17 protein-coding genes, 1 other RNA gene and 7 pseudogenes are annotated in these 19,456 nt (G+C 56.6%); 14 read left to right on the forward strand and 11 right to left on the reverse strand.

Annotated features, from left to right (window positions below):
• Positions 1-477 (forward strand): ATP-binding cassette domain-containing protein (locus tag PACILC2_RS07190; protein ID WP_213528361.1); only part of this gene is annotated, 477 nt, incomplete at its 5' end.
• A gap of 241 nt (positions 478-718) precedes the next feature.
• On the opposite strand, the pseudogene pepF reads toward PACILC2_RS07190, so the two are convergent.
• From pepF to PACILC2_RS07205, 3 genes and pseudogenes are all read right to left on the reverse strand, one after another.
• A pseudogene (pepF, locus tag PACILC2_RS07195) lies at positions 719-2,509 on the reverse strand (oligoendopeptidase F).
• Positions 2,510-2,787: 278 nt separating this feature from the next.
• A complete protein-coding gene (locus tag PACILC2_RS07200) occupies positions 2,788-2,973 on the reverse strand; it encodes a hypothetical protein (protein ID WP_213528363.1) in 186 nt (61 codons plus the stop codon).
• Between the two features lie 166 nt (positions 2,974-3,139).
• Positions 3,140-3,372, reverse strand: a pseudogene (locus PACILC2_RS07205) (hypothetical protein).
• A 226-nt stretch (positions 3,373-3,598) separates the two neighbouring features.
• On the opposite strand from PACILC2_RS07205, the gene PACILC2_RS07210 reads away from it, so the two are divergent.
• Positions 3,599-4,276 carry a class I SAM-dependent methyltransferase gene (locus PACILC2_RS07210; protein WP_244863326.1) on the forward strand — a complete coding sequence of 226 codons (678 nt, stop codon included), beginning with the start codon at positions 3,599-3,601 and terminating at the stop codon, positions 4,274-4,276.
• Between the two features lie 49 nt (positions 4,277-4,325).
• The gene (locus PACILC2_RS07215; protein WP_062494232.1) at positions 4,326-4,523 is read left to right on the forward strand and encodes a cold shock domain-containing protein; all 198 of its coding nucleotides are present in this window, start codon (positions 4,326-4,328) and stop codon (positions 4,521-4,523) included.
• A gap of 325 nt (positions 4,524-4,848) precedes the next feature.
• Here PACILC2_RS07215 and PACILC2_RS07220 read toward each other — a convergent pair whose 3' ends face one another.
• The 4 genes and pseudogenes from PACILC2_RS07220 to PACILC2_RS07235 form a co-directional block, all read right to left on the reverse strand.
• A complete protein-coding gene (locus PACILC2_RS07220; protein WP_213528365.1) occupies positions 4,849-5,484 on the reverse strand; it encodes a C40 family peptidase in 636 nt (211 codons plus the stop codon).
• 218 nt (positions 5,485-5,702) lie between these two features.
• On the reverse strand, positions 5,703-6,350 hold the full coding sequence (locus tag PACILC2_RS07225) for a nitroreductase family protein (RefSeq protein ID WP_213528367.1): 648 nt from the start codon (positions 6,348-6,350) through the stop codon (positions 5,703-5,705).
• A 66-nt stretch (positions 6,351-6,416) separates the two neighbouring features.
• Positions 6,417-7,495: pseudogene (locus tag PACILC2_RS07230) on the reverse strand (MFS transporter); the annotation flags it as partial.
• Between the two features lie 107 nt (positions 7,496-7,602).
• Positions 7,603-8,901 carry a multi antimicrobial extrusion protein MatE gene (locus tag PACILC2_RS07235; protein ID WP_244863327.1) on the reverse strand — a complete coding sequence of 433 codons (1,299 nt, stop codon included), beginning with the start codon at positions 8,899-8,901 and terminating at the stop codon, positions 7,603-7,605.
• A 256-nt stretch (positions 8,902-9,157) separates the two neighbouring features.
• On the opposite strand from PACILC2_RS07235, the gene PACILC2_RS07240 reads away from it, so the two are divergent.
• The 3 genes and pseudogenes from PACILC2_RS07240 (at position 9,158) to pfkA (ending at position 11,619) form a co-directional block, all read left to right on the forward strand.
• Entirely contained in the window at positions 9,158-9,475 is a 318-nt protein-coding gene (locus PACILC2_RS07240) for a hypothetical protein (RefSeq protein WP_062494225.1), read from the forward strand.
• A 30-nt stretch (positions 9,476-9,505) separates the two neighbouring features.
• A complete protein-coding gene (locus tag PACILC2_RS07245) occupies positions 9,506-10,591 on the forward strand; it encodes a tetraprenyl-beta-curcumene synthase family protein (protein ID WP_062497041.1) in 1,086 nt (361 codons plus the stop codon).
• 60 nt (positions 10,592-10,651) lie between these two features.
• Positions 10,652-11,619 (forward strand): annotated as a pseudogene (gene pfkA / locus PACILC2_RS07250) (6-phosphofructokinase).
• A gap of 103 nt (positions 11,620-11,722) precedes the next feature.
• Here the strand turns inward: pfkA and PACILC2_RS07255 are convergent.
• Positions 11,723-12,178, reverse strand: coding sequence for a peroxiredoxin (locus tag PACILC2_RS07255; protein WP_213528369.1), 456 nt, complete (start codon positions 12,176-12,178; stop codon positions 11,723-11,725).
• Between the two features lie 93 nt (positions 12,179-12,271).
• Here PACILC2_RS07255 and PACILC2_RS07260 point away from each other — a divergent pair, with 93 nt between their 5' ends.
• Positions 12,272-12,472 carry a DUF3906 family protein gene (locus PACILC2_RS07260; protein WP_213528371.1) on the forward strand — a complete coding sequence of 67 codons (201 nt, stop codon included), beginning with the start codon at positions 12,272-12,274 and terminating at the stop codon, positions 12,470-12,472.
• Between the two features lie 145 nt (positions 12,473-12,617).
• Here PACILC2_RS07260 and PACILC2_RS07265 read toward each other — a convergent pair whose 3' ends face one another.
• Positions 12,618-12,812, reverse strand: a complete 195-nt coding sequence (locus PACILC2_RS07265; RefSeq protein WP_062494217.1) for a hypothetical protein — start codon at positions 12,810-12,812, stop codon at positions 12,618-12,620.
• Between the two features lie 150 nt (positions 12,813-12,962).
• Positions 12,963-13,795: pseudogene (locus PACILC2_RS07270) on the reverse strand (YitT family protein).
• Between the two features lie 134 nt (positions 13,796-13,929).
• Between PACILC2_RS07270 and cshA the strand changes: the two are divergent.
• From cshA to PACILC2_RS07290, 5 genes are all read left to right on the forward strand, one after another.
• Positions 13,930-15,459, forward strand: coding sequence for a degradosome RNA helicase CshA (cshA, locus tag PACILC2_RS07275; protein WP_213528373.1), 1,530 nt, complete (start codon positions 13,930-13,932; stop codon positions 15,457-15,459).
• 194 nt (positions 15,460-15,653) lie between these two features.
• Positions 15,654-16,169, forward strand: a complete 516-nt coding sequence (locus PACILC2_RS07280) for a YesL family protein (RefSeq protein WP_244863328.1) — start codon at positions 15,654-15,656, stop codon at positions 16,167-16,169.
• 17 nt (positions 16,170-16,186) lie between these two features.
• On the forward strand, positions 16,187-16,411 hold the full coding sequence (locus PACILC2_RS26545) for a YesL family protein (RefSeq protein WP_244863329.1): 225 nt from the start codon (positions 16,187-16,189) through the stop codon (positions 16,409-16,411).
• 105 nt (positions 16,412-16,516) lie between these two features.
• A non-coding RNA gene (ssrS, locus tag PACILC2_RS07285) (6S RNA) lies at positions 16,517-16,700 on the forward strand.
• A 109-nt stretch (positions 16,701-16,809) separates the two neighbouring features.
• A complete protein-coding gene (locus PACILC2_RS07290) occupies positions 16,810-17,202 on the forward strand; it encodes a DUF1499 domain-containing protein (protein ID WP_082655300.1) in 393 nt (130 codons plus the stop codon).
• A 62-nt stretch (positions 17,203-17,264) separates the two neighbouring features.
• On the opposite strand, the pseudogene tpx reads toward PACILC2_RS07290, so the two are convergent.
• Positions 17,265-17,782, reverse strand: a pseudogene (gene tpx, locus PACILC2_RS07295) (thiol peroxidase).
• Positions 17,783-18,056: 274 nt separating this feature from the next.
• Between tpx and PACILC2_RS07300 the strand changes: the two are divergent.
• Both PACILC2_RS07300 and gltC read left to right on the forward strand, forming a co-directional pair.
• Entirely contained in the window at positions 18,057-18,515 is a 459-nt protein-coding gene (locus PACILC2_RS07300) for a rhomboid family intramembrane serine protease (protein WP_372447073.1), read from the forward strand.
• Positions 18,516-18,538: 23 nt separating this feature from the next.
• Positions 18,539-19,437: pseudogene (gene gltC / locus PACILC2_RS07305) on the forward strand (glutamate biosynthesis transcriptional regulator GltC).
• Positions 19,438-19,456: the final 19 nt, after the last annotated feature.

Here is a 19,456-nt window from a genome sequence, read left to right on the forward strand (position 1 = left end):
TCCGGCGGCGAGCAGCAGCGGGTGGCGATCGCCATCGCGCTTGCGAACGAGCCGCAGCTGTTGCTCGCCGACGAGCCGACCGGCTCGCTCGACACGAAGACGTCGGATCAGGTGCTCGATTTGTTTCGCAAGCTGAACCGGGAGCTCGGTCTGACGATCGTCATCGTGACGCACGACCCGCATCTCGCCCGCAAGGTGGACCGGGTCGTCGCGATTCGGGACGGCCGCACCTCGTCGGAGATGCTGCGGCGGCGCTCCTATGCGGAAGAGCTGGCCGAGCTGGAGCGGGAAGGAGCGGAATCCGCCGCGGCGGAGGAAGAGAGCCATGTCGAATATGCGGTGATCGACAAGGCCGGCCGGCTGCAAATACCGGCCTCTTTCCTCGAGGCGGAAGGCTTCAAGGACCGGAACAAAGTCCGGGTCGAATGGGAAGACGGCCGCATCGTGCTCCGGCCGCCGGATGCGGACGAAACCTGACGGCAGCATCGAATTGTTTCGGGAGATGGAGATCCGGTACTCCGTCAAGTCGTCTGGTCCGGCGAACTGTTTCCTTTCTCATGGGACAGCGTGGGCCGCTATTGGCGAGGCGGGTTTCTGAAGCCGGGGGAAGACGGCCGGCTGTACGGCACGACGCTCGGCAGGCTGTTCCGCTTCGACATCCGGCGGAGGGCGCCCCGTTTCGCGGTGAAACGGGACGCCCTCGCTTTGTCGTACGTATTTATTTGGCGGTCAATTGCTCCATCTGCTCGATCAGATTTTCGAACACGCTCATCGCCTGCTCGACCGGCTCCGGCGTGGACATATCGACACCGGCTTTTTCAAGATGTTGATCGAGAAATCGCTGCCGCCGCTTTTCAGGAAGCCGAGGTAACGGTCCACCGCCGGCTTGCCTTCGTCCAGTATTTGCTTGGCGAAGCTGGTAGCGGCGGAGAAGCCCGTCGCATATTTGTACACATAGAAGCTGGTGTAGAAATGGGGAATGCGCGCCCACTCCATCTCGATCTCCTTGTCGACGGTCATATCCTTGCCGTAATACAGCACGTTCAGATCGTAATAGATTTTGCACAGCTCCTGCGGCGTGAGCGATTCGCCCTTCTCGGCCTTCTCGTGAATGATCATTTCGAATTCGGCGAACATCGTCTGGCGGAACACCGTCGTCCGGAACTGATCGGCATAGTAGGTGAGCAAATACATTTTCTCTTTCGGATCGGTCGTCTTGTTCAGCATGTAGTCCATCAGCAGCGCCTCGTTCAGCGTGGAGGCCACTTCCGCCAGGAAGATGGTGTACTGCGCGTTGCGGTAATCCTGATTGGCGTCGGAAAAATACGAATGTAGCGCGTGGCCCATCTCATGCGTCAGCGTAAACATGCTGTTCAAATTATCCGAATGGTTCAGCAGCACGTACGGATGCGTGCCGTAGGCGCCCCACGAATAAGCGCCGCTGCGCTTGCCTTCGTTCTCGTAGACGTCGATCCAGCCGTTGTCGAACCCTTCCTGCAGCGCGTTCAAATAGTTCGTGCCGAGCGGCTGCAGACTTTCCTTCACGATTTTCTTCGCTTCCTCGAACGGAATTTCCATCTTGAACTCTTCAACGAGCGGAGCGAACAGGTCGTACATATGCAGCTCGTCGACGCCGAGCAGCTTTTTGCGAAGCTTCATGTAACGGTACATGAGCGGAAGATGCTCGTGAACGGTGCCGATCAGATTCGTATAGACGTCCTTCGGAATGTTGTCCCCGTACAGCGACATCTCGAGAACGGACGGGTATTTGCGCGCCTTGGCGTAAAAATGTTTTTCGTTACATTCGCGTTCAGCGTGGCGGCGATCGTATTTTTCAGTTTTCCGTACGTTTCGTACATCGCCTTGAATGCTCCTGCGCGCACGTCGCGGTTTTTACTCTCCAAAATTGTATGTATCGGCCGTGAGTCAGCTCGACTTCTTCCCCTTGCTCGTTCTTCACTTTCGGGAATTTCAGGTCGGCGTTGTTCAGCATGTTGAAAATCGTGCCCGGCGCCTGGCTGACGTTGCCGACTTGCGCCAGCAGCGCTTCTTCGCTTCTGGACAGAATATGCGCTTTCTGGCGGCGCATTTCCTTCAGCGTATGATGGTACTTGGCGAGAGAAGGATCGGCGATCATCGCATCCAGCGTTTCGTCCGGCAATTCCAGCACTTCCGGCGTAATGAACGAGAGCGCTTCGTTCGTTTCCACGCTGAGCCGCTTCGCTTTGTCCGCAAGCGCCTGGTAGACCGGCTCCGCCGTATCCTCGTGATGCTTCATGTTGGCGTAGACGTATAGCCGTTCCGTATGAAGGGACAGGTCGTCTTCGAGCTCGAAGCATGCTTTCAGCTGCTGCGGATCGGCCAGTTTGCCCTGGTAGTCGGCGATTTGTTTGATCAGTTCCTTCGCCACTTCGTATTCTTTGTCCCAGGCGGCCTGATCCGGAAACAGATCCTCAAGCCTCCAACGGTGCTCCGGCGCGATTTCGGATCGTTTCGGTACGTGTTTCATCGTATTCCTCCTCGGTAAACTGGTTGATTGACCGCTTTCCGCCGAATGGCCGAAAACCGGCGCATCTTTGGCGAACCCCGCCAGCAGACAGAACGACAGTACCAGGGACAGCCATTTCAAGCGTCGATCACCTCTTGAACGGTTTATTTGTCCCTATTATGTCCACCTGCCGCGTTTTTACCTCTGCAAGCGCGGTCTTGCCCGCAGCGGTCCGGTTCCTCCGATTCCGTAAATCGGGCAAACGGCGGCCGTTGCCGACAGCCGGCAGGGCCGGCCGCTTACTGCATCCTCCCGAAGTTGAGCAGGCTGTAGACGATCAGAAAAAAGGCGAATGCAATGAGCGCGATAGCCGTCAGCGCCATTCCGCGGCGCAAAGAAGGCGGAATGGAGTCGCGCTTCATGATCAGCACAAGGCCCAGCGAAAAAGCTAAAATGACGAAAATGACAATGGCAGTCGTATCCATGCGCCAGCCCCATCCTCCCGTTTAGACATGTATGCGCTGCGCGTACCCGTTATGTTCGCCGCAGAGGGGCGGTTTTCCTTCCCTTCCCGGCGCCCGTGCCGGAAAACGCGGCAAAAAGAGAACGAACGCTGCGCAGCGCCGGTTCCCCGAGGCGTTCAACATGCTGTTAAATGCTTCTGAAGGCGGACAATATTTTTCCCGCTCCTCCGGGCGCTCCTTGAAATCTTCCTCCCGGAAGCGGTTCTCCGCCCAGTTCAGCATTTCCGGCCGGCTGAGAAACGTATGGCATTCCTCGCCCCACTGGTCGGATATTTCGCGGACGATCAGCGCCTTGCCTTGCACTTCAACGGTCAACATATTGTATTTGTCCGTTTTGTAAATCTCGTATTTCTTGAACATGACAGCTTCGTCCCCTTTTCTTCGTTTCCCCTCATCATAGCCAATCGGGAGGATAGAAATCAATACGCAGCGGTGGTAAGATAGAATTCGCAGCCATCATTTTCGGCACGGACAAGATCAGCGCAGAAGAGACGAGAAGAGAAGAGACGAGGAGAGATGAGCGAATGAAAAGTATGAACAATCCGGCGTGGCGATGACTTGCCGGGGCATGGAGGAGTACCGGCGAATGTTCGCGCTGACGGACGGCCTGCTTGCGGCGGGCGAAATACTGGACGTGGCCGCGGGCGCTTCGTCGTTTGTCGCCGACGCGACGCGGTCCGGATATCGGGCTGTAGCCGCCGATCCCCGCTACGGGCTGCCTCCCGGCGAATGGCTGGCCGAAGCGGCCGGGGAAATCGGCGTTTCGTCGCGGAAGATCGCCGCGCTTGCGGATATTTACGATTGGAGCTTTTACGGCGATCCGGCGCATCATCGGCTGATGCGGGAAGCATCGCTTGCCCGGTTTGCCGAGGACATCGCGTCGCCGGATGCGCAAGAGCGGTACGTTCCGGGCGCGCTGCCCGAGCTGCCGTTCGCGAGCGACCGGTTCGATCTGGTTTTGTGCAGCCATTTTCTGTTCTTGTACGGTGAGCAGTTCGGCGAGCATTTTCATGAGCGGTCGTTGTTGGAACTGCTGCGCGTCTGCAAGCCGGGCGGCGAAATTCGGATCTATCCGCTCGTGGACTTGGCGTGGAAACCTTATCCCGGGCTCGACGGACTGATCGAGCGGATCGTCAGGCAAGGCGCGTCGGCCGAACGGCTGCCGTCGCAGCTTCCGTTTATTCCGCATTCGGACCGGCTGTTGCGAATTGTCAAGGGCGGTGTTCACGACAGTCATTGCATTTTGACCGAGGAAACGTTATAATGGATTCACTCGTCGTATATAACGGCGGTCAATTTAGGAGGTTGTTCATTTGAAAGGAACAGTTAAGTGGTTTAACGCAGAAAAAGGCTACGGATTCATCCAAGTCGAGAACGGCGAAGACGTCTTCGTTCACTACTCGGCAATCCAAGGCGACGGATTCAAAACGTTGGACGAAGGTCAAACGGTTGAATTCGATATCACTGAAGGCAATCGCGGACCGCAAGCAGCTAACGTCACCAAGTTATAAGAAACAAGTTCGTACGAACTTCTTATAATAGCGAGTGCAGACAGGATAGAGAATCCCAGGAACGCCCGGGGTTCTCTTTTTTGCGTTTGCCGGACGGCATTCGGCGGCGGAGGCGTTGTCCCGCAGGACACGGTGCGGCCGGCCTTTGCATGGATGCGCTTTCGAGCTGGGCGAAAACCGCCGCCGCATGCCCGCAAGGGGCCGTACCGCCGGTTGCGGATTGTGCAGCCGGCAGCCGATGGGAAGTTCGCACATGCGCGGCGAGGAGCGGATAGGAAGGCGGACGCAAGCGAATATGCCGCGCCTTGCGGCCCGGCAATCGCATTCAGGACGTATAGAGCAAGTTGGAGGCGGGAGAAGCGGAAGCGTAGTCGAGCTGTTCGATAAAGGCTGCGGCATCGGTGTTGTTCAGCTTGTAATTTGCGGAAGCGTGATAGCGGCGCAGGTCGCCGGCAAAGACGAGCTGCAGCTTGTCGCAAGCGAGAATGTCGGCCGGCGTCATCAGCGAAGGGTGCTTGTTAGCGAGCGGCATCCCGTGGTCGTGCAGCAGCCAGGAAACGAATTCGGTGCAGAAATAAGCCTGCTTGCGCCGCAGCGGTATATCGAGCATGACGCCGAACAACCCGAGAAAATTATACCGGTATCGATTGCTGTTGCATTTGAAATATTCGATGCGCCTTCTGATCCGTTCGTATACTTCGGGCTGCACTGCAACCGAAAAGATGACGCAATTCGTAAACCGGTTCTCGTCGCGAACCAGATTTCCGAACACTTCCTCTTTGGTGAAACCGCCGAGAAACGGATTGCGGGGGTTTAATCTTCCGAAGCTGTACACTTCGCTTAAATGTTCGTCAAATGAAATCGAGGCATGGTTGAGCGAATGCCGGGTATAAAACCGTATGCATTTGGACAGCCAGGTGCCGGTATCGCTAAGGAGGATATAGAGCTTCTTATTCTGCATAGCAACCACCTTTGAACGATTGAACTATTCCTGGAAATATTGCTCGAAAAATCCTGATGATGTCATTGTATCGTTGCGGCCGGGGGAACCGAAACCGTCTGCCGGCGGGATCGGAAGCCGGACTTTGGTCGGGGGAGCAAATGCGGTAAAAAAAGCTGCCCTATATTCAAGACGATTAAGGGGCAGCTTTGGTTGCGGGAATTTGCGAGTCGAGCCCGTCAATCCACGATGGTCAGGATGTCATCGATTTCCTTGCGGGCGAGCTTGTTCGTTTGTCCGGACGGATGGCCGAGCGCGATGACCATATTGATGTCGCGGGAATCGTCAATGCCGAGATACGCTTTGAGCTGCTTCTCCGCGAGCAGCACCGGTCCGGTCATCGGGCAGGTCGCCAGACCCAGGGCATGAGCGGCCAGCATCAGGTTTTGCGCGGCGAGGCAGCTGCTTTTGATGCCTTCCTCCCGCCATACTTCATCCGGAACGAGTCCGATCGGGTCGAAAATCCGCTCCCGAAATTTCGATTCGTAGGGAGTGGCGAGACAGACGATGAGCGCAGGCGCATCGGAGAAGGCGGTCGCATACGGTCCGAACGACTTGAGAAGAAGCTTCGCTTCCCGCTCCAGTCCCCTGCCTGCCGCTTCCTCGGCCCGGATGTGAAGCTGCTCCCATGTCATCTCTTCGATCGCTTTGATTTTGGCGCGGTTCGTAATGGCGATAAATTCCCATGTCTGCGAATTGGTGTCGCTCGGGGCGTATCGCGCGCAATCGATCAGCTCGCGAATGTGCCGGACGGAGACCGGTTCCTCGGTAAACTTGCGGATGCTCCGGCGCTCGTGAATGACTTGTTTCAAATCCTCGTATTTCATCTTATTCAACTCTTTCGTCTTTTTCTACTTCCAATATTATAGAAAATGAACGGTTGTTGCAAAAATTCAGCCCGCCCGGCGGTCGGCCCAATGCTTGGCCAGAAAACCGGCCGCGGCGATCAGGGCGAGCGCAGCCCCCAGATCGAAAAAGAGCCCGCGTCCGAAATGCTGGTAGACGTAGCCGCCGACAATGCCGCTGGCGATGCCGGCGAAGCCGGCCCAGACGATCGTATAGACGGCCAGTCCGGAGGAACGATATTCGTCCGGGATGACGCCCGACAAATAGCGCAGCGCGGTGGCGTAGTAAATGCCGAACGTGACGCTGTGCATCGCCTGGATTACGACAAACCATTCCGGCTGCCGCACCTGGCCGAGCAGCAGAAACCGGAGCGCATACAGCAAGCTGGCGATGAACAGCAGCGGCAGCTCGCGGAATTTGTGGCCGTACTTGCCGAGCAGGTAAAACACCGGAATTTCGCTGACGGCCGATATCATCCAGGCGGCGCCTACCAGGGCGTCGCTCGCTCCCATCTGGCGCATCATCACGGCGAGAAATCCTTCGTTCAGCCGGTGCACGACCGAGAAGATGAACACGAGCGTGAAGAAGATGAGCAGATCCGGCTGCCGGATAATGCGGAAGAAGCCGGAAAACTCGATCTTGCGCAGGCTGCCGCTGTAATCCTTGAGCAGCGCGGACAGACCGAAGGTGATCCCGATCGTGGCGAGAGCGACCGCAAGCGTCCATTCGGAGCCGATCTCCTTCAGCAGAAGACCGAGCAGCAGAGCGGCGCTGGCGAATCCGAGGGAGCCGAAGATGCGCACGAGCGTAAACGGCACGCCGGTGTGGCGGACCGAAAGCAGAATGAGACTGTCGGTAAGCGGATTGACCGGCGTCTGAAAAAATAAAAGCCGATCATCGCCGCACAGATCAGCGCGAACTGATCAAGCGGAAACAGCAGCGCAATCATGGCGAGCTGTCCGAGCAGAAGCAGCATCAGCAGCTTCTTGATCGTGCGATATTTGTCGCTGATCATCCCTGTCAGCAGATTGGCGAATATCGAGATGAAAGGGCCGGTCGAATAAATAATGCCGATCTGCTGCTCCGTAAAGCCGCGGTCGAGAAAGTAAAGCGGGAAATAGGAGACGACGACGGCCGTGGTCGTGTAAGAAAAGAAGCTGAACGACCGAAGCATAAACGTTTCTTTGGCCGCAGAGGCGGAACGTGTCTCGGCGGCCGGTGCATCTGCAGGTTTCAAATTGATCTCTCCACCTTGTTTCGTTTATCTCTAAGCGCCGTATCGATCGGATGGACGCGGCGCAGCGCGAAGCCGACAAAGGCGAACTCGGCCGCAAGGCCGAACGACTGCGCAAGCGCGCCGATCGCTCCGTTCCATGACGGATTCAACCCGATCAGCACGACCAGCATCAACACGGTCATGCCGAGGTTTGCGGCTTGCGAGCCGAAGATGAGCTTCGTCTGGCCGCGAACCATGACAAGGCCGTTAAGGGCGTCCAGCCACGGCATGACAAGCGCAAGCGGAATAAAAGCGCGCAGGGCGCTCAGGCTTTCGTCCCGAAGCTCGCCGCGCACGGCCATCGCGTGCTCCAGCAGCCATTCCCCGACCGGCGTGAACGCGAGCACGGCAATGAGCAGCGCGGGAACGAAACCGAGCGTCAGAGTGAAGCGGCGGACCGCTCCCGGATCGATTTTATAGAAATTAAGCACGATCTGGTGAAAGTAGCTGAAGAAGCTGGTCACCAGATTGACGAGACTGCCCGCGATGGCGAAGGAAGCGATGGCGAGCGCGGCATCGCCGGTTTTCCCCAGCCAGGCGTTGATCGTCGGACCGATCCAGACCGTAATGAAGGCCGACAGCAGAAGCGGGCGGTAAAAAGAAAAGACCTGTCCCTTCGATTCGACGGTATGTTCCGGATCTTTCGCCGGAAGCCGGCGGATGAGCCGGCGGCCTTCCGCGAAGCTGATCGCCGCCTCGATCATCATGCCCGCAAGGAAGATGATCGCGCCGACCCGGCCGCTCGTCACGCCCGTTCGAATAAAGTAGAGCGACAGCAAATACATGCCGGCCAGCCTGATCACCATGCCGATGGTCAGCCATTTGGTGCGCAATTGGAAAATGATTACGCCTTGATACAGACAACGAATGCCGGAAAAGACGCTGACGAACATCAACACCCGGTAGACGTCGAGAACATATGGATATTGCGAAGCCGATACGCCGAACAGTCCCATAAAGATCCATTCGCCAAGCGACGTATAGCTGACCAGAAAGCCGAGCGCCATAATGCTGACGAATACCGCTTGTCCGACGAACAGCATCGAGGAGAACGAAGTGCGGTCGCGCACCAGGGCGGAGCAGGTCTGCCTGAGCAGCACGGCCGGCCGCTCGGTGATCGTCAGCAAGCTCATGGCGACGGCATAACTGGCAATGATCGTCTCGGGATCGGGCGCTCTCGCAAGCGTGCCGTTAATAATAACGTGAGAGATGGTAACGAGACTGGCGGATATGCCGAGCGGCAAAAAAACGTCCACAGCCGCTTCATCGGCACCCGCTGCGCGGATTCGTTCATGCGTTGCGGTTCCCTCCCGGGGTCGTTGCTTCCAGCAAGAAATTCGCTATGCTTTCTCTTTGAAAAGCTTTCTATATGAAATATATGTGAATCAGTATATCACGCCTCGGGCGGCTTGAGGGCCTTTTCCGCGAAAAAGTCCGGACTCGCCGCAGCAGATCAATTATCGCTGGATTAATAAGTCTTGGATATGGTACATTTATGTCTGGAGGTTTACCATGGGGAACTATCGGTTTGTATGGGACGAACGTCTCGGCATTCCGCTGCCGAGGCTGGAAGCGGAATGGGAGGCGTACGACGAAGACGAACGAAAAGCGATTGTCGAACAGTGGGAGACGATTCGCGGCACGATACCGGAGCGGGTGCTCCATCTGGAGCGGATCATCGTCGCCAAGCAATCGCAGCTTGAAGAAGAGGAAGACTTCGAACGTTCCTGCCGGCTGAACGGCGAAATTGCCGAACTGGCCAGCCGCATCCACGATCTGCATATCTGGTACCGCATCGATCAGGAGGTCGAACCGCGTACCCATTTCTGACAGATGGAAGGAGAGAAGGAGGCGCGGCCGATGGACGACACTGGAGGGCGCTTCAGCCTGCGCGTTCCGCAGGAGCCTCTGCTGCTCATGTATCGCGTCTATAAGTACGTGCTTCCCGATGTTTCGGCGGAGCTGGCGAAACTCCGGTCGGCGGCGGAGCGCATCCCTGACGCCGAGCTCCGCGCCCAGGCGCTGGCCAGCATGGAGGCCAAGCGATTCCATTGCCAGGGCGGCGCGGTCTACGCGGCGGCCGACCCGGACATGCGGCATGTCCTTATTCCGCTGATCGTCGCGCTGCAGACGATCAGCGATTATCTGGACAATCTGTGCGACCGGAGCACGTCGCTCGATCCGGATGACTTTCGTCTGCTGCACCGCGCGATGCTGGACGCGGTCGATCCGACGTCGCCGCTGACGGACTACTATGCTTACCGCAACGAACGCGACGACGGCGGCTATTTGCATATGCTTGTCGAGACATGCCGGCAGTGCGTGAGCCGGCTTCCGTCCTTTGCCGTCGTACAGCCGTACGTGACGGAGCTGGTCGGGCTGTACGGCGATCTGCAGGTTTACAAGCATATCCGGTTCGATTTGCGCGAATCCCGGCTGCTCGAATGGTGGGCGCTTCACCGGGACCGCTGCCCGCAGCTGTCCTGGAATGAATTCGCCGCGGCGGCGGGATCGACGCTCGGGATGTTCGCGCTGTTTCTCGCCGCGTCGCGGCCCGGCCTGACGGACGAGGCCGCCAGGACGTTCCGCGACGCCTATTTCCCGCATGTCTGCGGGCTGCATATTCTGCTCGATTATTTGATCGATCAGGAAGAGGACCGCGAAGGCGGCGATCTGAACTTCTGCCGCTACTACGACAGCCAGGAGACGCTCGTCCGCCGGATCGGCGCTATTGCGGCGAATGCCCGCCGCGATGTGCGGCGGCTGCCGGCGCACAGGTTTCACCGGCTCATTATCGAGGGGCTCCTCGCCCTTTATCTGTCGGACCCGAAAGTGCGCAGTCAGGCCGATGTTCGCCGGGTATCCCGCCTGTTGCTGCGCAACAGTCCGATGACGCGATTGTTTTTATTGGTCAACAGCAAGTGGATCCGGATTCGGAACGTTTAGGTCAAAGGAGCGCTTGCGATTGACCGGTCTTCCAAGAAACACACGAGATGGAGGTATAATATGTCAGCTGTTAAATCGATTGCCGTCCTGACTAGCGGCGGCGACTCGCAAGGAATGAACGCCGCGGTGCGCGCCGTCGTGCGGAGCGCATTGTACCACGGCCTGGAAGTGTACGGAATTCAGCGGGGATATCAGGGGCTGATCAACGACGATATCCGGCCGATGGACCTGCGCAGCGTCGGCGACATTATTCAGCGCGGGGGAACGATTCTGCAGACGGCCCGCTGCAAGGAATTTTGACGCCGGAAGGCCAGCAGCGCGGAGCGGAGGTGCTGCGCGCGCGCGGGATCGACGGGCTGGTCGTCATCGGCGGCGACGGCTCGTACCAAGGAGCCAACAAGCTGAGCAAGCTCGGGATCAAGACGATGGGGCTGCCCGGCACGATCGACAACGATATTCCGTTCACCGACTTCACGATCGGATTCGATACGGCGGTCAGCATCGTCGTCGACGCGATTAACAAACTGCGCGATACGATGACGTCCCACGAGCGTTCGTCGGTTGTCGAAGTAATGGGCCGCCATTGCGGCGACATCGCGCTGTATGCCGGTCTGGCCAGCGGAGCCGAGACGATTCTCGTCCCGGAAGTGCCGTTCAATCTCGACGAGGTGGCGATGCGGATGCAGGAGAACTTCCGTCACGGCAAGCGGCACAGCATCATCGTCGTTGCCGAAGGAGTCGGGGACGGCGAAGAGATCGCCGCCAGAATCGCGGAGCTTAGCGGCATCGAACCGCGCGTGACTTGTCTTGGCCATATTCAGCGCGGAGGTACGCCGACGCACAACGACAGGGTGCTCGCGAGCCGTCTTGGCGATTTCGCCGTGCAGAAGCTGATCGAAGGCGAATCCGGCAAAGCGTGCGGCATCATTAAAGGCGAGCTGGTCACGACGGATATCGATCTGGTGACGAGCACGAAGAAGGAATTCAATATGGAGCTTTACAATCTGGCACTCCGCCTCTCGCAATAAGGAGAGCCGCGGGAGAAGCCGGGCAAGCTGAAACGGCCGACCGCCCCGGTCCGAGAATGGGGGCGTTCGGCCGTTTCAGCTTCGGGAAGCTTGGCCGCCTATGTCAATGCCGCTCCTCATGCTGAAGCCGCTCCAGCACGGCTAGTATTTCTTCGGTCGGGCGGTTGCCTTTGGCCGCGAATGCGATCCGGCCGCTGCGGTCGATGACATACACGATGCGCTGCTGCGCGATCAGTCCGAACAGCTTGCCTACATCGTACGCCTTGCGAATCGATTCGTCACGATCGGCGACGATCGGAAAATCGAAACCGTGTTTGCCTGCGAAGCGGAGGTGCTGTTCGGCAGAACCGGCATTGACCCCGATGACGAGCGCGCCGAAGCGGTCGTAGTCCTCTTTTGCATCCCGAACGGCGCACAGCTGCTTCGTGCAACCGGGCGTGTCGTCCATCGGATAAAAAATAAGAACGATCGGCTGCCGGCCGATATAGTCCGCAAGACGGACGTTTCCTTTCGTGCTTTCCGCTTCGAACAGCGGCGCTTCCGCACCGACGTTAAGCATAAGAATCCCCTCCGTTTATGGCGATTGGCCTATCCGCGCTCTGCGCGACGGCTTGCTTTCATTATACACGTAGGCGTAAGGAGTGAAGTGGCGATGATGTTGTATAAAATCGAAATTCAGTTTCCGGAACAGAAGGCGTATCTCGTGCTGCTGGCCGAAAACGACCAGAAAGCGTTTGCGGCGCTTGAGGCGCATATCGACCGGCATTATTTGAAGGCGCCCGGGCCGTACGAAGCGGCGATCGTCGAGAAAAAGCGGCCAGAGCCGGGCAGCGGCTACCTCGTCGAAGGATAACAGACGCTTGAAGCAAGAAGGAAGCCTGCGCCGGCAGACGCCGCGCAGGCTTCCTTCTTGCGAGCTTTCGCAAAACATAAAGCTTCGCCCTTGCGAAAGCGAAGCCGTTCTTGCGTGGAACCGTCACGGATCGTAAGATCCGTGTTCAGTGCAAAAGCGTTTCCTTCTGCACTTCGCAAATGCTGTACTGCACAATTTCAATTACATCTTCGGGCTCAAGGAGCCCCATTCCATCCCGCAGCACAATGTTGAGCTGACGTTCGCGTTCGGTCAGGCAAGGGTACAGCTCTGGTGCCAGTTTCTCGACGATCCGCGACAGTGTGACAGTTTCCATAACCATCTGCAATCACCCTTTCATGTTCATGATGAGGGTAGAACGTATGGCAAGAAACGCAAACCACGGGATACTATTATTATAACAGTTAAGCCTGCAAAAATATAGAGAGCGTATTGGAATTCCATCTTTGCCCTGCGGCCGAAAGGCAAGCCTTCAATCGTCTATCCGCCGGAATTCGCCCATAATGCCGGCCGTTTCCACAATGTTGACGAATGCCCGGGCGTCGACGGACCGGATCAATTTGCGAAGCTCGTGCAGCTCGTAACGGGTCGTGACGGTCATGAGCATATCTTGCTTTACGGAAGAATATCCACCCCTAGTCGGAATGACAGTAACCCCCGCGGGCGGGTCAGCAGCCGCTGAAGCATCTCGTCGGTTTTCGTCGTGACGATAAAGGCGGTCACTTTAACGTGCCGGATATGCACCAGATCGACGACTTTGCCGGCCGTAAAAATCGATACGAGCGAATAGAGCGACGGCTCCCAGCTGCGGGTGATCAAACCGAGCAACACGACGACAAGTCCGTTCAGCAAAAAAATGACCATGCCGACAGGGAAGTCCCGCTTCTGCGTAACGATGGACGCCACGATGTCGAACCCGCCGGAAGACCCGCCGTAGCGCAGGGCGATGCCGCTGCCCAAACCGAGCAGAATGCCGCCGAATACCGCCCCGAGCAATATATCGTTGGCGATCGGAGCGACCGGGATGATCTGCATGAAGAAAGTGGCGGTCAATACAGAATAAATGCTCCATCCGATGAACCGCTCGCCCAGGCGATACAAGCCCCAGACGAGGACCGGAACGTTAAGGGCGAGATAGAGCCAGCCGATATTCCCGCCGACGACGTAGCCGATGATCATCGCGAAGCCGGAGAGACCGCCGCTTAACAGTTGATGGGGAATGAGGAGCCGGTTGAAGCCGAAGGCGATGAGCAGGGAACCGATCGTCATAATGAGCGCCGTAATGGCGAACCGGACGTAGTTCATCCTTATCACATCCTTCCTGACCATCCGACGAACTTAGTATGCGTCATTGCGGTGAACTGGTATTCGCGTTTGCATGTGTGTTATAATGAATTGAATTTTCAAGAAGGCTGAAGATAGAAGGAGTTTGAAGAAGTTTGAAAACATTCGCTGATTTCGGCCTGGAACCAAAAGTGTTGCAGGCGATTACGGAGCTTGGATTCGAGGAAGCTACGCCGATTCAATCCAAGTCGATCCCGATTGCGATGACCGGAAGTGACCTGATCGGCCAAGCGCAGACCGGCACAGGCAAAACCGCGGCATTCGGGCTTCCGCTTATTCACAAAATTCCGGCAAGCGAGGATCGCATCGTGGCGCTCATCATGACGCCGACGCGCGAGCTTGCCATTCAAGTCTCGGAAGAAATCGGCAAGCTGTCGCGGTTCAAAGGACTGCGTACGCTGCCTATCTATGGCGGACAGGAAATCGGCCGTCAGATTCGCGCCTTGAAGAAACGTCCACAAATTATTATCGGCACGCCGGGACGGTTGCTTGATCATATCAACCGCAAAACGATCAAGCTGGACGACGTTCAAACCGTCGTGCTGGATGAAGCGGACGAAATGCTCGATATGGGCTTCATGGAGGATATTACGGCGATTTTGTCGCTCGTCCCCGAAGAGCGGCAAACGATGCTGTTCTCCGCTACGATGCCGCCGAATATTCAGAAACTCGCCCAGCAGTTTCTGAAAAATCCGGTACATGTCTCCGTTATTCCCAAGCAAGTAAGCGCGCCTCTGATCGAACAATCCTACATCGAGGTTCAGGAACGCCAGAAGTTCGAAGCGCTGTGCCGGCTGCTTGATATCGAATCGCCGGAACTCGCAATTATATTCGGCCGTACGAAACGCCGGGTGGACGAGCTTAGCGAAGCGCTTCAGAAGCGCGGCTATTCGGCCGACGGGCTGCACGGCGACCTGTCGCAAAACCAGCGCGACAATGTGATGCGCAAATTCCGGGACGGCAGCATCGACGTCCTTGTGGCGACGGACGTTGCCGCGCGCGGGCTTGACGTATCCGGCGTTTCGCATGTTATCAATTTCGACCTTCCCCAGGATCCCGAAAGCTACGTGCACCGGATCGGCCGTACCGGCCGCGCCGGCAAGGAAGGATCTGCGTGGAGCTTCGTAACGCCGCGCGAGATCGATCATCTCCGCTTTATCGAGAAAGTGACGCGCCACCGTATTGCGCGGAAGCCGCTGCCGACGATGGCGGAAGCGATTGAGGGCAAACAGAAAGTGCAGGCGGAACGGCTGCTTGAACTTGTTCATCGCGACGATATTCAGGAATATAAGGGCATCGCCATTCATTTGCTGGAGCAGTACGATTCCGTTCATCTGCTTGCGGCAGCCATCAAGCTGCTGACCGGAGAGAAGAAGGATGTCGATATCGAGCTGACGCCGGAAGAGCCGATTCGGGCGAAGAAGCGCAGACCGGACATCCGTTCGAGCGGGCGCCGTTTCTCCGGCGGATCGTTCGGCAGCAACCGCGGCAGCGGCAACTATCGCGGCCGGGGCGGCAGCAACCGCACATACGGAAGCGGAAGTTCCCGCGACGGGGGCAAAGGCCGCTTCGACAGCCGCGGCGATTACCGCAAATCGAAATCGGATGATTATATGGACCGCTAAACGAAGGAAGCCGGAGAATGCCGACCGCGCCGGCGGGCGCCGGGCTTTCCCCGGCTTTAATTTTTGGCGGGTGTCCGTGGCCGGCCGTATAGAATGGCCGGTAACGGCTCTGCATCCCGACAGGTCTCTGGCATATCGGTCCGCTATGTATTATAGTTAGGGTAAACATCTGTTTGCGCAGGGGGAACCGCTATATGGAAATGAGAGGCGTCATGGGTGGCTTTTATAAAATATCCGAATGGATTATGCGGTTGTCCGTGACGAATGTATTATGGTTAATCTGTTCGCTTCCTTTTGTGTTTTTTATTTTCACCACCCTGTTTTCGGAAAATGTGGATCAATTGTACAGCGGACTCTTCATTTCCGCAGTCGTTGCGCCTTTTACGCTGTTTCCGGCTACGGCCGCGATGTTTACGGTTGCCCGCAAATGGGTGATGGGGGAAGTGGACGTGCCGTTGTTCCGCACTTTTTTCCGGGGCTATAAAGAAAATTACGTGCAGAGCATGGTGGGCGGCATTTTGTATGCGCTTTTGTTCGTCATTCTGATTATCGATTTCCGCGTTTATTTGAACGGCATGACGTCGCTGCAGCTCATTTCGTATGTATTTCTCGGACTGATGTTCGTGCTGGCCGTTTCGCTGTTCAACTTTTTCTCGATGGTCGTCCACTATCATATGAAAACGCTGCAATTGATCAAAACGCTATTCTGATCACGATCGGCAAGCCGTTGCGCTCGCTCTCGACGCTTATTATGGCCGCCGTCGTCGTCTATATCAGCACAAAATTCACGTTCCTGATCCCGTTCTTCATGGGCAGCGTTATCGCGTATTTGTCGTTCTGGAATTTCTACATTATTTACCAGAAAATTCAGGAGCAGGCGGAGAAGGCCGCCAAGGCCGAAGAGGAAGCCGCGCTGGAGAACGGCGAGGACCGGACGGAGGAAAGCAAGTAGCCGGGCGCGTACAAGCCGGCTGGTTACCAATGTCTTTCCTTGCAGCAATTCACGCACGGCGCGACGTTTACTTTTTCCCGCGAACAGACTATAATAAGAAAGCAGAAAGTCCTGCGGTGTACGTTTCGGCTTAGTCGTTGTTTTGAACCAATGGCTGTTTCAAGGGAGTTCTATATTGGAACGAGGCTGTCATGCCCTCGAAAAGGGACTTCAAATTCGTTCCTGCGGACACCCACCTGCGAGTGCGGGTTCAGAAACATGCAGGTCGGACGGCATTTGCGGGGTTTCACATCCAAAAGTTAGGGTTCTGATTCGGCAATCAGGGCCTTTTTTCATGGTCTTTTTCATGGTATGATAAGAAATAGCTTACATAGATGCCGGAGGGGGAGGATCTTGTTTTGTTAAAGCGGACCTTGGTCGGGCTGCTGCGCAGTCATGAACTGACAGGAGACAAGGCGAAAGACCCTTTGCTGAAATCCCACTATTACAAGCTGTCCAAAGAGAAGGCTTGGGAAGAAGTAACGTCCACGCTGAAGAAGATGCAGGGCTACAAAGTGTTGCACGAGGTGCCGTCCGTCGGGGAAATCGTCATGGAGAAACGAACGCTAAGCGGCCGTACGATGGATATTACGGTATCGGTGATCAGCGTGTCCCCGGTGTTGTCGGCCGTTGATATTTATTCGGCATCGCGCGGATCGTTCGGGGATCTGGGATCGAACTACAGGGTTATTCTGGAAATTTACAGAACGCTGGACAAGAAACTCGCGGCATACAAGACCGACGGTCGATAAGAACCAAACAAAGCGAGGAAGGACCCCCTTCACTCGCTTTGTTCATATATGGATCGAAAATGTCAGCTGATCGCTTTCACCGCTTCGAGCGCTTTCTCGTAATTCGGATGCTCGGTCATTTCGGACAAATATTCGACGTACTGGATCGTATCGTTCGCATCGATGACGAAGATCGACCGCATATCGAGCGCCAGTTCCTTGATCAGAACGCCGTAGGCTTCGCCGAAGCTGTTCGTTTTGTAGTCGGAAAGCATGACGACTTTGTCCACACCGGCCGCTCCGCACCAGCGGGCTTGCGCCATCGGCAGGTCGACGCTGACCGTCAGCACGACGACATTGTCGCCCAGCTTGGCGGCTTCTTCGTTAAAGCGGCGGGTTTGCGCGTCGCATACGCCGGTGTCGATCGAAGGCACAACGCTGATCAGCTTGATTTTGCCGGCAAATCGGCAAGCGTGACCGTTTCGGTCAGCGATTTGTTCAAGGTGAAGTCCGGCGCCTTGTCGCCTTTTTTCAATTCGGGACCTACGAGGGTAATCGGGTTGCCTTTGAGCGTTGCAACGCCCGTACGTTCTTGCGGCATGAATACGTCCTCCTTCAAAATTGAATGGTGGATACCAAATTCATTATAATCATAAGGAAACAGGCTTGTCCAATCGTGAAAGAGGGGGCGCGAAGCGTGATTTTTTGCGATATGAAAGTTTCCGCGGCTACTTGCGGTTATACCCGGTCAATTCGGCGCTCATTGCGCTCAATCTCGTCATGTTTATCGTACTGCTGTTTAACGGCGGCTCGCAAACCAGGAGACCCTTGTCCGGTTCGGCGCGTTTCTGTACGGGTATAATGATCCTTACGGCTTGGCCGAACCGTGGCGCTACGTGACATCGATGTTTTTGCATTACGGATTCGAACATTTGCTGTTTAACATGTTTTCGCTGCTCGTCTTCGCTCCGCCGCTCGAACGTCTCGTCGGCTCGGCTCTTTACGCCGTCTTCTACCTGCTCAGCGGCATAGGCGGCAACGTCCTGAGCGTGATCATGGACAGCAAGCCGTATGTCATGGCGGTGTCGGTGGGCGCATCCGGGGCCATATACGGCGTGTTCGGAGCGTTTCTGTTTCTGGCGACGATGCGCAAACATTGGCTGGACGAAGCGTCGCGCAAGACGATCTATACGATGCTGATTATCGGCATCGTGTACTCTTTGCTGATGCGCGGCGTTAATCTTTGGGCCCATATTGGCGGAGCGATCGTCGGTTTTGTCCTGCTGTATGCGCTTGACCGGAGAGTGAACAGACGGTTGGGTCGACGACCTTAGGGACAGGAGAGATTAGAACATTTATGGAACTGCGGCAGCTTTATTATTTCGTGAAAGTGGCAAGAAAGGAGCATGTGACGCAAGCTGCGGAGGAGCTTCATGTGGCGCAGTCGGCGGTTAGCCGGCAAATTCATCAGCTGGAAGAAGAGCTTGGCGCGAGGCTGTTCATTCAGAAAGGCCGGAATTTGCAGCTGACGCCTGCCGGACAGCTGTTCCTGAAGCGGGTGGAGGAGATTCTGGCCGACCTGGAGCGGGCCGTTCTGGAAGTCCAGGAGTTTCTGGACCCGGAAAAGGGGAGATCCGCTTCGGATTTCCGCACAGTCTCGGCATTTCGGTCATTCCCCAGGTGGTGGCGTCGTTTCGCAAGCTCCATCCGAATGTGCGCTTTCGTTTTCGGCAAGGGATGTATCCGTCGCTGATCCGCGACTTGATGAAGGGCGAAATCGATCTGGCTTTTATATCCCCGCTGCCGGACGACCACGAAGGGGTGGCCGGGGATGTGCTGCTGACCGAAGAGCTGTTCGCGATATTGCCGCCCGGCCATCCGCTTGCCGGAAAGGAATCGATCGATCTCATCGAACTGAAAGACGAGATGTTCGTCCTGTTCAGCGAAGGCTACTCGCTCCGCCCGATCGTATGGGAAGCTTGCCATAAGGCGGGGTTCAAGCCGAAGATCGGTTTCGAGGGCGAAGAGACCGAGACGATCCGGGGACTTGTCGCAGCCGGAATGGGCGTCAGCCTGCTGCCGGAGATGGCGCTTCAGCATCAGGGACCGCTACACCCGGCAATGGTAAGGCTCCGCTCGCCGCAGGTGACGCGGACGGTCGGCGTCATCTGGCGGGCGAACGAGAAGCTTCCGCTCGTGGCCAAAGTGTTTCACCGGTTTCTGCTTGATTTCTTTGCGAAACGAAAGACGGATTAGGCCGCCCTGCCGTGCGCAG

Origin of the sequence: Paenibacillus cisolokensis, from assembly GCF_018403665.1 — a bacterium.
Taxonomy (GTDB): Bacteria; Bacillota; Bacilli; order Paenibacillales; family Paenibacillaceae; genus Paenibacillus_AH; species Paenibacillus_AH cisolokensis.